The sequence below is a fragment of the Streptosporangium jomthongense genome, from assembly GCF_042650425.1.
In the GTDB taxonomy this organism is placed as follows: Bacteria; Actinomycetota; Actinomycetes; order Streptosporangiales; family Streptosporangiaceae; genus Streptosporangium.
In genome coordinates, this window is record NZ_JBHSBC010000001.1 from 398,089 (window position 1) to 411,966 (window position 13,878).

Consider the following 13,878-nt stretch of genomic DNA (forward strand, 5'->3'; position numbering starts at 1 on the left):
TGTTTGCCGACGGCCGCACCCCCAGTCAGTGCGGACCGTGGCGCCTCGAATACAGTCATATTTTGTTTTTGGAGTGTCATTAACGTTGCACGGGATACGCCTTGCCTAGATAATGTTAGGAGCAGGACCGGCTACGCTGGCGTTCGGGGGAACGAGTCCAGCAATGCATTCCATGGTTCGCTTACTTCATTGCAGCCAGACCAGCCGTAGCGGATCGGTCCGTACATGCTCGAAGTTCGTCCATTGAAATGCACGGGGATGACGATGCAAGGGACCAGTATCGGCGCACTGCTCACACCTCACCAGCGATTCACGTTAAACAGTTCAGCAATACTTGAAGTGTACGAAGCCCGCCTGCGGGAGCTGTCCAGCCCGCTGGTCAGAAGCCCTGAGATCTGGGAGGAATGTCGGTTACAGGCCGAATTGGTACTCACGGAGTGCGCTGAGACGCTCAAGAGCGGGGAGCGGAGAACCCCCCCGCGGTTCACCGAGTTGCCCGCCCACGCCACCAGCCAGATCGACCCCCTGGAGGCCGCACTCGGCTGGACGGAGCTGTTCGACGCGGCGTGCGACCGCCTGCCCTCCATCCTGGACGGCCATCCGGACGAGGCGGAGCTGCGCAGGGCGTTCCTGACGACCCTCAACCGGGGCATTCTCGCCCTCACCCAGGTCCTGGCCGCCAAGCGGGACGCCATGACGCTCGACCGCATCCACGAGACCCAGATCGACGACCGTCACCGGCTCGCGCGGGACATCCACGACTGGATCGGCAGCGGCGTCAGCATGGCCCTTCTCCACCTCGACCTGTTCGAGAGCCAGCGGCAGGCCGAGGGCATGGAGGCGGACATCAGAAACATCCGCCAGGCGCTCTTCGAGATCTCCCAGGGTGCGAGGAGGCTGGTCTCCGGGCTCCGGCTGCGCGTGGCCGAACCTCCTCTCGCGGTCGCCCTGAAGGAGTTCGCCCGGGACGCCGCACCGGCGGAGACCGAGGTGAGCGTCGCCGTCCACGGGGACGAGCGCCTGCTGCCCGACCACTACAGGAGCGAGATCTTCGCGGTGCTCCGCGAGGGCATGCGCAACGCCTTCGCGCACTCCAAGGCCGGCAAGGTCGTCACCCGTGTGGACATCGTCTCAGGAGACCTTCTCGCGACGGTCGACGACGACGGCACGGGGCTGATCGTCAAGGACAAGGAGAACAGCGCGGGGCTCTCCTCCATGAGAGAGCGCATCGAGCTACTACACGGGGTTTTCCACCTCGCCAGCCGCCTGTCCGCAGGCACGCGGCTCCGGATATGGGTCCCGCTTCCAGGAGCTTTGTCATGCCGGAATCAAATGATCGGATTCGGATTCTCGTCGCCGACGACCACACCCTGTTCCGAGACGCCCTCTGTCAGGTACTGAGGGCCGAGGACGACTTCCACGTCGTGGGGGACGCCTCTGACGGCCCCGGGGTGATCTCGCTCGCCGCCCGTACCAGGCCGGACATCGTGTTGCTCGACGTGGAGATGCCCAACCACCATCCCGCGCGGACCATGCCTCGCCTCCTGGAGATATCGCCGCCGCCCAAAGTGATCATCCTGAGCATGCACGACGACCCCCAGCTGGTCCAGGACCTGCTGGCCGCCGGCGCTCACGGATACCTGCACAAGGCCATCCGCAGCCAGGAACTGCTGGTGGCCATCCGCAGCGTGCACGCCGGGCGCCACGGGGTGACGGTGCTGGTCTCCCAGGCGATCGCCCCGGCTCCGCGCGCCGCTCCGCAGGGCGTCCTCACCGAACGCGAGCAGGAGGTCCTGGCGCTGGTCGCCAAGGCGCTCAGCAACCGGCAGATCGCCGTTCAGCTGGCGATCACCGAGGGGACCGTCAAACGGCACCTGCGCAACATCTTCGGCAAGCTGTCGGCCGTCTCCCGCATCGACGCGGTCAACAAGGCGATCGGGACGGCTCCCACCCATCCGCTCCTGCGGTCGGCGCACGCCGCACCGCCCCCTCTCACCAGCCTGAAGCAAATTATGGATCGCGCTACTATCGATACATGATTATCCATTGCTGGGAGGTGCCGTGACACGCACCCTCCGCCTCGTTTCCGGCTGGCATCGCCCGCTCGTCGTGTTCAGCGCCGTGCTGACCGGCCTCGCCGTGTTCAGCGCGGCCGGCATGCTCGTCGACGAGCGCACCCTCGACGGCGCCTCCGTCTGGCTCAAGCCGTTCAAGTTCGCCCTGTCGTTCATGGTCTACAGCCTGACGCTCGCCTGGCTGCTGCCGATGCTCGGCCGTACGCCCGAACTGGCCAGGAAGACCGGGACCGCGATCGTCGGGCTCACCACGGTCGGGGTCGGGCTCATCGTCGTGCAGGCCGCGCGGGGCAGGCACAGTCACTTCAACATCAGCACCCCCCAGGACGCCGCCGTCTTCGGCGTCATGGGCATGCTCGTCACGATGCTCGCGGTCGTCACCATGGTCGTCGCGGTGCTCGCGCTGCGTCAGCAGACCGGTGACCGGGTGACCACGGCCGGGCTGCGCTTCGGGCTGCTGGTCTGCCTGCTGGGCATGATGGTCGCCTACTACATGGTGGGTGGTACCGGGCGCGCCGAGGCCGCCGCCGCGGGAACCCTGGCCGCGGGCGCGCACAGCGTCGGCGTCCCCGACGGCGGCCCCGGCATGCCGATCCTCGGCTGGAGCACCACGGGAGGCGACATGCGCGTCCCCCACGCCATCGGCCTGCACGCGCTGCAGGTCATGCCGGTGCTCGCGTTCCTGCTCACCGCGCTCTCCCGCCGCCTGCCCGCGCTCGCCCCCGAGCGTGTACGGCTCGGCCTGGTGTGGACCGCCGGGCTCGGCTACGCCGGGCTCGTGGTGCTGCTGACCTGGCAGGCGCGCCGGGCCCAGCCGCTGATCCACCCCGACGCCCTCACCCTGACCGCCCTGGCCGCCCTGGCCGGCGCGGTCGTCGTGGCCGCGGGGCTGGTCGTGACGTTCGGACGCAGGCAACCTCTCGTGCGCGCGGCCGTGGGGAAGGGGCTGTCATGACGGTCGACACCCTCTTCACCATCACCTTCCCGCTGACCGTGCCGTTCTGGGCGTTGATGGTCTTCGCCCCGACCTGGTCGATCACCCACCGGATCATCTCCTCGCCGCTGATCATCCTGCCGCAGCTGGCGATCTACCTGACGCTGGCCATCCCGCGCTTCCCCGACCTGTGGGAGGTGGTCAGCAGGCCCGACCTGGACCTGATCACCGCCTTCTTCGGGCGAAGGGACGGCGCCGCCATCCTGTGGGCGCACGTCATCGCCTTCGACGTGTTCATCGCCCGCTGGATGTATCTCGACTCCAGGGAGCGCCGGGTCCACCCGCTGCTGATGGGACCGCTGCTGGTCTTCACGCTTCTGCTCTCCCCCATGGGACTGCTGATCTACCTGGCGATCCGCACCGTCGTCGGACCGCCGAGGAACACGCCGTCCACCGAACGCCTGGCGCCGGGGTGAGACCCTCCGCCGGGAAACACGAACGAGGCCCAGGTCGAGATGACCTGAGCCTCGTTCGTGTGTGGTGCGCCGCCAGGGACTCGAACCCCGGACCCGCTGATTAAGAGTCAGCTGCTCTAACCAACTGAGCTAGCGGCGCCTGCGACGGAGGTAACTCTAGCAGTCCTCCGCACGGCGGCGCACATCGGCTACATCCGGAGAAGACAGACGAGGACCGGGCGGCCCCCCAACCGCCCGGCCCTCGCCTGGAAAGAGGTCCCGGGGCCGAATGGTCCCCCAACCATCCAGCCCCGGCCTCATCGCGGGCCCGCCTTCGCCTCCCCCAAGACTCCGGCGGCTCCGCTCTAGGACGCGATCCCCCTCGCGTCCGTTTCCGGTGAAAAGTCTCCTGCTGCAGCTCCCCCGGGCTTCGCAGAACCCCTTGACCTGCTTCAACAGTACAGAAGCGAACGTAACGAGCACGTCATCCGAGGGTTGATTTTGGGCCTACACCCGGAGATGACCCGGTATCACCGGACGTCCTCCTCAGGGAGGAGCCTCACTCGGGCAGTTCGAGCCTGACCTCGGTCTGCTCCCTCAGCGCCCGGCTCACCGTGCAGTATCGCTCCTCGACCCGCTTGGCCACGGCACGGAAGACCTCGTCGGCCGCGTCGTCCCCCTCGGGGAGCTCGACGTCGTAGGTGACGGTGATCGGGCCGAGCAGCGTCGGCTCGACCTTCTCCGCCTGGACGGTCATCGCCAGGCGCACGAGCCGGTGCCCGCGCTTGGCGGTGAGGGGCTCGACGGTGACGATGTTGCAGCCGCCGAGCGCGGCGAGCAGCAACTCGACCGGGGTGAAGACCCCCTGCTCGTCGCCGCCGCCCATGACAACCTCGGCCCCGCGGTCGTTGCGGGCCACGAAGCCGTTCTCGGTCCGTTCGACGTTCACCCGAGCCATGACGCTCCTCCCCGTGTTCCCCGGCCAACCCTACCCAGGCGGCCGGTACGGCGGGTGCCCGGCACGAGCGGGCGTCTCAGGCGTCGGGGTGCTGCGACAGGTACTCGATGTAGAAGGGACGGAGCGCGTCGCCGAGCTCCCCCTCACCGGACGCCATGGCGTCGCTGAGCAGCGCCGAGACCCGGCTCAGGTCATTGGCCGTCTCGTCCTCGTTCCCGGTTGACGCCTCCGCGGCGGGAATCACCTTGAGCAGTTCCCACAGGAAGGCGAAGTCTCCGTGGTGCACGGCGTAGCGGACCGCCCGATCATGCAGTTCCTGGGCCGACAGCGCCTCAAGCTGGTCCGTCTCCAACTTCCTCACCCCCTCACGCGCCCTTCTGCCCCCAGATCGCGTCGATCATTCATGTTCTGCCCGCGTACGGCATCGCCCATGCATGTGCGCCACCACGCCGCGACGGTGTGACCCCGAATCCGTGACCGAACAGCCGCGCCGACGCGTCCCAGACTGTTTAGTGTCCAGGTATGCCCGTCCGACCCCCATGCGAGGATGCCCGAACGTGAGAATCATCATCAAGATCCTGGTTGTGGCGGCCGCCCTGTGGGCGGCGACACAGCTCGTGAGCGGCATCACGGTGTCCGCGACGTCCACCAGCAGTCAGATCGTCACCCTGATCGCGGTCGCCCTGGTCTTCGGTGTCGTCAACGCGGTACTCAAGCCGATCATCAAGGTCCTCGGCTGCGCCTTCTATGTGCTCACGCTGGGCCTGTTCGCCCTGGTGGTGAACGCCGGCCTGCTGCTGCTCACGAGCTGGATCGCCGAGCAGCTCCGTCTGTCGTTCCACGTGGAGGGCTTCGGCGCCGCCTTCTGGGGCGCGATCATCGTCGGTCTGGTGAGCTGGCTGCTCGACCTGGTCCTCGGCGACTGACGACCCGCGCCGGAAGGCCGCGACCAGGCCGGGGGAACGGCGGACGGCCGTTCCCCCGCTGGGAACGACCCGGGTAACGCACCATGACGTGACTCCTCCGCTCCCTGCGGGCCGCTCGACCGTGCCCGCGGCCGAACGGGTCATGTTCGCGATCCGCAGATCCTCGTGCACGGTCACGTCATAGGCGCGGACCAGGGCGAGCGCGGCCTTGTGCCCGTGGTCAAGACGCTGACGGCGGACCTTGCCGTGCAGGGCGGCGACCCGTGCCGCGGCCTTACGGCGCCGCCGCGAGCCGCGCTTCTTGTGGGCCAGGGCCCGCTGCGCCGCTGCGAGACGATCAGCGGTCACAGCGAAATAGCGCGGGTTGGCGACGTGCTCACCGCCGGAGGTGGTCACCAGCGAGGCGACCCCCATGTCGATACCCGCCACCGCGCCCGTGGCGGGAAGTGGTTCGGCGGGCACGTCGTCGCACGACAGGATCACGTACCAGCGGGAGCCCTCCCGCTTGACGCCGATCGTCTTCACTCGGCCCTTGACCGGCCGGTGCCGGTGCGCCCGGATGTGCTTCAGGTCGGCCGACTGCTCGCCGTAGCGGATCGTGACGCCCGCCTTGCGGTAAGCCGTGCGTCGGCGCTCCAACGCGGCGTTGTACAGGACCCGGTGGTCCTCCAGGCACGCCGCCAGCGCGATCTCCTGATGACGGGTAGGGCGCAACAGGAACGTGAACGACCTGCGCACACCCCACCCCCCTCACGTTCGGCAACGACACCGTCACGGTATCGGCCGGCACCGACAAAACCAGGAGGGACATCCGCGATGCGCGGACCAGGCGGGTCAATGCACGCTCGGGTCTTGGCGGCCCTCCCGCTCCAGCTCCCGATTCTCCCGTCACCTAAAGGCGACCGTCCCCTCGAAAGAATCTGATGGGGCGCCCACAATGGACGCGGCCCCGTTGAACCGACGTCCTCCGCCCTACGTACCAGATAGGGATGACGGAGTTGACTAACGGTGTCACCCTTTAACAAGTCATGTCGGTTAAATCTTCATAGCACAGTGATAGGGCCGTTCTGAGAGAGCCGCTCCTTGTGTCCTAACCGTTACGTTGACGGCGCACCCCCCGACACGAGGAGAGATCACATGCTCCGCAGAAATGCCGTGGCAGTGGGCGTCACGCTCGCCGCCGCGTTGGTAGCGACCCCCGCCCTCGCCTCCGTAACCACCGGCGCAGCCTCCGCCGATCCCCTTTATGTTCAGGCGAAGGCCCAGGCCGCCGCCGTCGTCAAGCCCGCCCCCGAACTGGTCTCCGCGCTCACCCGCGACCTCGGCATCACCGGTGAGCAGGCCTCGACCCGCCTGGTCAACGAGAGCGCGGCCTCCAAGGTCGAGCCCGTCGTCGCCAAGCAGCTCGGCGTCGCCTACGGCGGCACCTGGGTCACCGGCCCGACCTCCGACCTTGTGGTCGCCACCAGCGACTCCAAGCAGCTGACCGCCATCCTCAAGACCGGCGCCCAGGCCAAGCTGGTCAAGCACTCGCTGGCCGCGCTCACCGCGGCCCAGGAGGGCCTCAACCGGCAGGCCAAGGAGTCCTCCCCCTCCTCGGTGAACGCCTGGTACCTCGACGTCCGCAACAACTCGGTGGTCGTGCTGGCCTCCGACGTCGCCGCGGGCCAGTCCTTCGTCGCGGCCAGCGGCGTGGACAAGGCGCTGGTCAAGGTCGAGCAGTCGAGCGAGAAGGCCAGGACGTTCTACGACCTGCGCGGCGGCGACGCCTACTACATCGGCAGCGGCAGCCGCTGCTCGATCGGCTTCTCCGCCACCCGTGGCGGCCAGAGCGGCTTCGTCTCCGCGGGTCACTGCGGCAGCACCGGCAGCTCCACCAGCGGCTCCAACCGGGTCGCGCAGGGCACCTTCCAGAACTCCGTCTTCCCGGGCAGCGACTACTCCTGGATCGCCACCAACTCCAACTGGACCCCGCGTGGCGTCGTGGTCCAGAACGGTGCCACGATCCCGGTGAACGGCTCGACCGTCGCCCAGGTCGGTTCCTCGGTCTGCCGTTCCGGCTCGACCACCGGCTGGCACTGCGGCACCGTCCAGCAGCTCAACAGCAGTGTCGCCTACCAGGAGGGCACCGTCTACGAGGTGACCCGGACCAGCGTCTGCGCCGAGCCCGGCGACTCCGGTGGTTCGTTCATCTCCGGCGACCAGGCCCAGGGCGTCACCTCCGGCGGAACGGGTAACTGCTCCTCCGGCGGCACGACCTACTTCCAGCCGGTCGGCGAGATCCTGCAGGCGAACGGCCTCACCCTGGTCACCAGCAACGGTGGCCCGAACCCGACGCCGACCTCGACCTCGACCCAGAACCCCGGTGGCACCTGGGCCGCCGGCACCGCCTACAGCGCGGGCGCGACCGTGACCTACGGCGGCTCGACCTACCGTTGCCTCCAGGGCCACACCGCGATGCCCGGCTGGGAGCCGCCGAACGTCCCGGCCCTCTGGCAGCGCGTCTGACACCGGGCCATCCCGGGTCCCCTCGACGGCGCCTGCCCGCGTGAGGACCCACGGACCGGCCAATGAGCGGACGGCCTCCCGACAGGGCCGTCCGCTCGACAGGAAGGCCCGGCACCGAACCACGGTGCCGGGCCTTTCGCGTGTCGGACGCCGCGTTCAGAAGGCGCCGGGCGCGGCCGTCCCCCTGCCGACCGAGCCGCGCTCGCGCAGCTCGGGGGCCTGGACGATACGCCGGCGGCGGGTGTTGCCGTCGGCCGCGGCCACCACCGTGCGCACGGCGGCGCGGATGATGCCGTCGATGTCCCAGTCGACCGTGGTGAGCCCCGGGGTGAGCAGCCCCGACATCGGGTGGTCGTCGTAGCCCATCACCGACACGTCGGCGGGGATGCGCAGCCCCCGTTCCGTCGAGGCGGCGTAGACGCCGTAGGCGATCGAGTCCGCGAAGCAGAAGAACGCCCGGTGCCCGTCCGCGAGCATCGCGTCGGCCACCCCGGTCGCCGCGGTGAGCGCCTGCGGCGCGGTGACCACCTCGATGTCCAGGCCCAGCCGTCCCGCCTCCGCGAGCACGTGCACGTCCGCCGGGCGGTCCGGGGTGCTCGCCCTTGTCGGGGTGAGTACGGCGATGCGCCCGTGTCCCCGGTCCCGCATGTGTTCGAGCGCCAGTGTGACCCCCGCCCGGTTGTCGAAGACGACCTCCCCGGCGGTCCGCGCGCCCGCCAGGCCGTCGCCGATCGAGACGACCGGCAGGCTCTCACACAGTTCCGGCCACACCTCGGCCGCCGGGTCGACCGGCTGCACGATCAGGGCGTCCACCCGCTGGTCGCGCAGCTGCCTGGCCAGGGTCCGTTCCCGGTAGGGATCGCCCGCGGCGTCCAGGATCAGCGCGTACCGGTCGTTGTCCTTCAGCGACCTGCCGATGCCGACCGCCAGGGCCTGCTGCCAGAGGTCCTCAAGCGAGCCGCAGAGCAGTCCGATCGTCCCTGTCCTGCCGCTGGCCAGCGCGCGGGCGATCGGATCGGCCTCGTAGCCGAGTTCGGCGGCCACGCGCCGGACCCGCTCGATGGTCTCCTCCGACACCTGCAGGCCGCGCAGGGCGTAGGAGACCGACGCCGGGGAGAGACCGGTGGCCTTCGCCACCTCACGTATAGTCGCTCGTTTCCGTGGCTGGGGCACTTGTCCACCCTATGCCGGAACCCCCGTCTGAACAGGGGTATGCCGTACATCCGGATGGTTCGGGGCATCGCCCCCCATAAGGTGAACCGATTCACTGAATCGGTTCACTGAACCGTGTCACCCGGAGACGTAGTAAGGTCAGAGCTGTTACCTATATTCTAGGTAGGGAATACCACGAAAGGAAGGGGAGAAAAATGGCCGTCGACGTGCACCAGCACCTGTGGGCGCCCGCGTTCGTGGACGCGCTGCGCCGCCGTACGGCTCCTCCCCGCCTGGACGGCTGGACCCTGCACCTGGACGGCGAGCCCCCCTACGAGGTCGACCCGGCCGACCACGACCTCGCCGTACGGCTGGCGCGCAACGAGGACCTGGAGCTGGCGCTGGTCTCACTGTCCAGCCCGCTCGGCATCGAGACGCTGCCACCCGAGGAGGCCTGGCCCCTCATCGAGGCCTACCACGAGGACGCCCTGGCGCTGCCCGCCCCCTTCGGCGCGTGGGCGGCGGCCTGCCTCTCCGACGTCGACCCGGCCAGGCTCGCCAAGGCCCTCGACCAGGGGCTCGCCGGGCTCCAGCTGCCCGCGACGGCCATCGGCGACGAGGCGGGGCTGGCCGGGGTCGCGCCCCTGCTCGACGTGCTCGCCGAACGCGACCTGCCGCTCTTCGTGCACCCCGGCCCCGCCGGGACGCCCACCGGCCCCGGCTGGTGGCCCGCCGTCGTGCCGTACGTCCAGCAGATGCACGCCTCCTGGTACGCCTTCGCCGCCTTCGGCCGTGCCCGCCACCCCGACCTGCGGGTCTGCTTCGCCCTGCTGGCCGGGCTCGCGCCGCTGCACTCCGAGCGCCTGATCAGCCGGGGCGGCCAGAGCCGGGGCCAGGTGGACCCCGGCGCCTTCCTTGAGACCTCCTCCTACGGTCCCCGGGCCATCGACGCCGTCATCCGCGAACTCGGCATCGACGTCGTGGTCAACGGCTCCGACCAGCCGTACGCGACCGCACCCGACCCCGCGCTCGGCGAGGCCGCCGGGCACGCCATCGCGGTCACCAACCCCAGCCGTCTGTTGAACCGAAAGGAGTCGCGCAAGTGAACGTGAATCAGTCCCAGGGCAGCGGGCGCTGCCGTCTCCTGGGAGGCACCCGATGAGCTTCGACGCCCTGCCGGAGCGCGCCCTCGACCGGCGTGAGCTCCGCGACCTGGTCGACGCGCTGGCGGCGGACCCGTCACGCTGGGAGGACCAGGTGGCCTTCCCCGAGGAGGGGGGCCGCCACTACGCCTCCCTCTACCGGGACGCCTACGTGGACGTCTGGCTGCTGTGCTGGCGCCCCGAGGACGACACCGGCTGGCACGACCACGACATCTCCTCCGGCGCGGTCCGCGTGGTGACCGGCACGCTGCTTGAGTGCAATCCCCGTATCGGCGGCGAGCACCTGGAGACGGTGGTCTCGGCGGGTGAGTCGTTCTCCTTCGGGCCCGACCACATCCACCGGCTGACCGGGGCCGTGAACGGCAGCGTCTCGATCCACGCCTACTCGCCGCCGCTGTGGCGCCTGGGCCAGTACTCGATCAGCGACACCGGGGTGATGCGCCGTGTCTCGGTGAGCTACGCCGACGAGCTGCGCCCGATGGACGACCTCGCGGAGAACGGCGAGGTCGCCGTCGCGTAGGAGGCGCCGGGATCACTCCAGGATCGCTCCAGGACCACCGCCGGTCACCCAAGGGGCGGGTGGCCGGCGGTTCCCGTTCTCACCGGACCCGGTCCCTGACCGCCCTGGCCACGCCGGGGTCGTCGGAGAAGACGCCGTCGAGCCCGAGCCGGTAGAGCCGCTCAAGCCACCCGGCCACGTCACCCGTCGCGCGCGGGTAGACGGGACTGGCCGGGTTTCCCGCCCGGAAGTCCACCGGGAGCTGGGAGTTCTCCGGCCTGACCGTCCAGGCGTGCACCTGCAGCCCGGCCCGGTGCGCGTCCTGGACGAGCGTCGTGGGCTGCCGGGTTCGCCCCTCCGCGTCGAGGGGGACGACCCGCCGGGTGTCCACGCCGACGCCGTCCGCGTAGCCCGCCACCTCCCGCAGCCCCGCCGGGGTGAGCATGGTGTCGTAGGTGCGCGGGTCCCCCGCCGCCGTCCAGTCGTACGGCGCACCGGTGGCGTTGACCAGCTGGACCAGCCGCAGCCTGGTCCGTCCGCGCAGCTCCCGCAGGTTCGCGGTCTCGAACGACTGGACGAACACCGGGTCACGCCGCCCGCGCCAGCCGTACCGGCCGAGCACCTCGAGCAGCGGCTCCTCAAGCGACAGGCCGATGGAGTCGAAGTAGGTGGGGTGCTTGGTCTCCGGGTAGACCCCGACGCCGCTGCGGCGCGCCAGCCGTACGACCTCCTCGAAGGTCGGGATCTCGGCGAGCCCGTCGAAGGCGGTGTTCTCCGGGCGCAGGTCGGGGATGCGCTCCTTGGCCCTGAGCGTCTTCAGCTCGGCCAGGGTGAAGTCCTCGGTGAACCATCCCGTGACGGCCCGCCCGTCGACGGTCTTGGTCGTACGGCGTCCGGCGAACTCGGGATGGCTCTCCACGTCGGTGGTCCCGGAGATCTCGTTCTCGTGCCTGGCGACCAGCACGTGGTCCTTGGTGGAGACCAGGTCGGGCTCGATGTAGTCGGCGCCGAGCGCGATCGCGGTCTCGTAGGAGAGCAGGGTGTGCTCCGGCCGGTGGGCGCTGGCGCCGCGGTGGCCGATGACGACGGGATTCCGGTCCCGGTGTTCCGCCGCCGCGGGCCTGGGCTGCTGCAGCAGGGCCACGGCGGTACCGGTGACGAGGACGGCCAGCGTGGCGGCCGAGAGCCTGCGGATCATGATCTGAACGGTAGGACGGAAAGGTGGCCGCCGGGTGCCGGGGACACGACCGGGACCACACGCACAGGTGTCCGCACGGGACTCCGGCCGATGGCCGAGACGTGGTCCGAGGCCGGTCGACGGCTGTTCGATCGACCGCCTTCTCCCTTGTCCGAGAGCAGGCGAGGCGCTGTTCTGCCGGGGGGCGACCCGTCCACTCCCCGATCACCCGAATGGACGGACCATGTCCCCGCGCGAGGCGGCGCCGGTGCCCCCATAGCCCTGTCCGCCGCCTTGAGGGACGCCCGCGCGGGTCCCGTACCCCCGGCGCCCAGAAGAACCCGGAAGACGGCCCTCGGCGCTCAGGAGGCGTGCGGTCCGTACGGCCCCTCCACAAGGATCACCCTGCTGCCGGGCAACCGGCCACGCGACGCCGCCGACACCTCAACCGTCACCGCGGCGGCCGCCCGCGCCCTCTGCGACTGAACGCGCCGGCGGCCTCTCGGTCACGTTCAGAAGGGGTAGCCCGCGATCTCGCCCTGCACCGTCACCCAGCGGGTCTCGGTGAACGCCTCGGCGTTGGCCCTGCCCCCGCCGAAGCGTGAGCCGGTGCCCGAGGCGCCCAGCCCGCCGAACGGCGCGACGGCCTCGTCGTCGACCGTCTGGTCGTTGACGTGGACGATCCCGGTGGGGATGAGGTCGGCCAGCGCCAGGCCCCGCATCGCGTCCCCGGTGAGGATGCCCAGGGACAGGCCGTACTCGCTGTCGGCGGCCAGCGCGGCGGCCTCCTCGGCCGTGGAGAACGGCACGACCGGCGCGACCGGGCCGAAGACCTCCTGGGCGTAGGCGGGGGCGCCCTCGGGAAGGTCGGCGAGCACCGTCGGCCGGTAGAACAGTCCCTCGTAGGTGCCTCCGGCCGCCAGCCTCGCTCCGGCCTCGACGCTACCGGTGACCAGGGCGTGGACCTTGTCGCGCTGCCCGGCGTCGATCAGCGGGCCGAGCGCGACCCGTCCGCCCGCCGGGTCGCCGACCGTCAGGCGCTCGGCCTTCTCCGCCAGTCGCGCGACGTACTCCTCCGCGATCGAGGAGTGCACGATGTGACGACCGGTCGTCATGCAGATCTGCCCCTGGTGCAGGAAGGAGCCCCACGCCGCCGCGGAGACGGCCCGGTCGAGGTCGGCGTCCTCAAGCACGATCAGCGCGGAGTTGCCGCCGAGTTCCAGGTGGGCGCGCTTGAGCAGCCGCCCGCACTCCTCGCCGATCCTGCGTCCTGCCGCGGTCGATCCGGTGAAGGAGATCACCGGTACCAGCGGGTGGCCGACCAGTGCCTGGCCCGCCTCGACGCCGCCGGGAAGCACGTGGAGCAGGCCCTTGGGCAGCCCCGCCTCCTCGAAGACGCGGGCGATCGAGAAGCCGCCGGAGACCGCGGTGCGCGGGTCCGGCTTGAGGATCACCGCGTTGCCCAGCGCGAGCGCGGGGGCGACCGAGCGGATGGCGAGGATCAGCGGGAAGTTGAACGGTGAGATCACTCCGACGACCCCGACGGGGACGCGACGGGCCATGCTGAGCCGCTTCTTCGCGGTCGGCAGGATCTCTCCCAGCGGCTGGGAGGCCAGCGCGGCGGCCTCGTAGCACTCCTGGGCCGCGATGTGCGTCTCGACGCCCGTCTTCGGGCGGACGGACCCGGCCTCACGGACCAGCCAGTCCTGGATCTCCCGCTCGTGCTCCTCGAACAGCCGCCCGGCCCGCCGCAGCACCGCCGCCCGCTCCTCGAAGGAGGTGGCCGCCCACTCCCGCTGAGCCCGTACGGCCAGCGCGGCCGCCTCCGCCACGTCCTGCGCGTTCGCCATGCCGACCCGCCCCAGTTCGGCACCGGTCGCGGGTTCCACCACCGCGGCGTCTCCGCCGCGCGGGGTGGTCCAGCCGTCCCCGTAGACCAGTCCCGTCCATGTTTTTGCGTCCATCAGCGTCATGGGGTCGTCTCCCTGTCGTCGCGACATGGTGGTGGGCGGGATGTTCAAAAATGAACAT

Annotated in this window: 14 protein-coding genes, 1 tRNA gene and 1 pseudogene; 9 read left to right on the top strand and 7 right to left on the bottom strand. The window is 70.1% G+C overall.

The features are described 5' to 3' along the window. The first annotated feature begins 339 nt into the window (after positions 1 to 339). Genes ACFOYY_RS01905 through ACFOYY_RS01920 form a run of 4 tightly spaced genes read left to right on the top strand, consistent with a single transcriptional unit; the run spans position 340 to position 3,485 of the window. Positions 340 to 1,401 carry a sensor histidine kinase gene (locus ACFOYY_RS01905; protein ID WP_362774012.1) on the top strand — a complete coding sequence of 354 codons (1,062 nt, stop codon included), beginning with the start codon at positions 340 to 342 and terminating at the stop codon, positions 1,399 to 1,401. Further along, on the top strand, positions 1,320 to 2,039 hold the full coding sequence (locus ACFOYY_RS01910; RefSeq protein WP_352010343.1) for a response regulator transcription factor: 720 nt from the start codon (positions 1,320 to 1,322) through the stop codon (positions 2,037 to 2,039). The genes ACFOYY_RS01905 and ACFOYY_RS01910 overlap by 82 nt, the downstream gene beginning before the upstream one ends. A 22-nt stretch (positions 2,040 to 2,061) precedes the next feature. Continuing rightward, positions 2,062 to 3,030 carry a hypothetical protein gene (locus ACFOYY_RS01915; protein WP_352010342.1) on the top strand — a complete coding sequence of 323 codons (969 nt, stop codon included), beginning with the start codon at positions 2,062 to 2,064 and terminating at the stop codon, positions 3,028 to 3,030. Then, positions 3,027 to 3,485 (top strand): ABA4-like family protein, encoded by a 459-nt coding sequence (locus tag ACFOYY_RS01920; RefSeq protein WP_352010341.1) that lies wholly within the window; start codon positions 3,027 to 3,029, stop codon positions 3,483 to 3,485. Before ACFOYY_RS01915 ends, ACFOYY_RS01920 begins: the two co-directional genes overlap by 4 nt. 62 nt (positions 3,486 to 3,547) lie before the next feature. Here the strand turns inward: ACFOYY_RS01920 and ACFOYY_RS01925 are convergent. From ACFOYY_RS01925 to ACFOYY_RS01935, 3 genes are all read right to left on the bottom strand, one after another. Beyond that, positions 3,548 to 3,624, bottom strand: a tRNA-Lys gene (locus tag ACFOYY_RS01925). 399 nt (positions 3,625 to 4,023) lie between these two features. After that, on the bottom strand, positions 4,024 to 4,422 hold the full coding sequence (locus ACFOYY_RS01930) for an OsmC family protein (RefSeq protein ID WP_352010338.1): 399 nt from the start codon (positions 4,420 to 4,422) through the stop codon (positions 4,024 to 4,026). 76 nt (positions 4,423 to 4,498) lie between these two features. After that, positions 4,499 to 4,783 (bottom strand): hypothetical protein, encoded by a 285-nt coding sequence (locus tag ACFOYY_RS01935; RefSeq protein ID WP_352010337.1) that lies wholly within the window; start codon positions 4,781 to 4,783, stop codon positions 4,499 to 4,501. Between the two features lie 196 nt (positions 4,784 to 4,979). Between ACFOYY_RS01935 and ACFOYY_RS01940 the strand changes: the two genes are divergently transcribed. Continuing rightward, positions 4,980 to 5,348 (top strand): phage holin family protein, encoded by a 369-nt coding sequence (locus tag ACFOYY_RS01940; protein WP_352010336.1) that lies wholly within the window; start codon positions 4,980 to 4,982, stop codon positions 5,346 to 5,348. A 141-nt stretch (positions 5,349 to 5,489) separates the two neighbouring features. Here ACFOYY_RS01940 and ACFOYY_RS01945 read toward each other — a convergent pair. Then, a pseudogene (locus tag ACFOYY_RS01945) lies at positions 5,490 to 6,086 on the bottom strand (RNA-guided endonuclease InsQ/TnpB family protein); the annotation flags it as partial. A 399-nt stretch (positions 6,087 to 6,485) separates the two neighbouring features. Between ACFOYY_RS01945 and ACFOYY_RS01950 the strand changes: the two are divergent. Continuing rightward, entirely contained in the window at positions 6,486 to 7,856 is a 1,371-nt protein-coding gene (locus ACFOYY_RS01950) for a carbohydrate-binding protein (protein ID WP_352010335.1), read from the top strand. A gap of 156 nt (positions 7,857 to 8,012) precedes the next feature. On the opposite strand, the gene ACFOYY_RS01955 is transcribed toward ACFOYY_RS01950, so the two are convergent. Then, complete coding sequence (locus tag ACFOYY_RS01955; RefSeq protein WP_352010334.1) at positions 8,013 to 8,993, bottom strand: LacI family DNA-binding transcriptional regulator; 981 nt, start codon at positions 8,991 to 8,993, stop codon at positions 8,013 to 8,015. 230 nt (positions 8,994 to 9,223) lie between these two features. Between ACFOYY_RS01955 and ACFOYY_RS01960 the strand changes: the two genes are divergently transcribed. Then, on the top strand, positions 9,224 to 10,114 hold the full coding sequence (locus tag ACFOYY_RS01960; RefSeq protein WP_386187205.1) for an amidohydrolase family protein: 891 nt from the start codon (positions 9,224 to 9,226) through the stop codon (positions 10,112 to 10,114). Between the two features lie 52 nt (positions 10,115 to 10,166). After that, complete coding sequence (locus ACFOYY_RS01965) at positions 10,167 to 10,691, top strand: cysteine dioxygenase (RefSeq protein ID WP_362909347.1); 525 nt, start codon at positions 10,167 to 10,169, stop codon at positions 10,689 to 10,691. A gap of 79 nt (positions 10,692 to 10,770) precedes the next feature. On the opposite strand, the gene ACFOYY_RS01970 is transcribed toward ACFOYY_RS01965, so the two are convergent. After that, the gene (locus ACFOYY_RS01970; protein WP_362774033.1) at positions 10,771 to 11,868 is read right to left on the bottom strand and encodes a glycerophosphodiester phosphodiesterase; all 1,098 of its coding nucleotides are present in this window, start codon (positions 11,866 to 11,868) and stop codon (positions 10,771 to 10,773) included. Positions 11,869 to 12,141: 273 nt separating this feature from the next. Here ACFOYY_RS01970 and ACFOYY_RS01975 point away from each other — a divergent pair, with 273 nt between their 5' ends. Beyond that, positions 12,142 to 12,333, top strand: coding sequence for a hypothetical protein (locus tag ACFOYY_RS01975; RefSeq protein WP_386187210.1), 192 nt, complete (start codon positions 12,142 to 12,144; stop codon positions 12,331 to 12,333). Positions 12,334 to 12,359: 26 nt separating this feature from the next. Here the strand turns inward: ACFOYY_RS01975 and ACFOYY_RS01980 are convergent, their stop codons facing one another. Next, positions 12,360 to 13,820 (bottom strand): benzaldehyde dehydrogenase, encoded by a 1,461-nt coding sequence (locus ACFOYY_RS01980; protein WP_362774036.1) that lies wholly within the window; start codon positions 13,818 to 13,820, stop codon positions 12,360 to 12,362. Between the last annotated feature and the right edge of the window lie 58 nt (positions 13,821 to 13,878).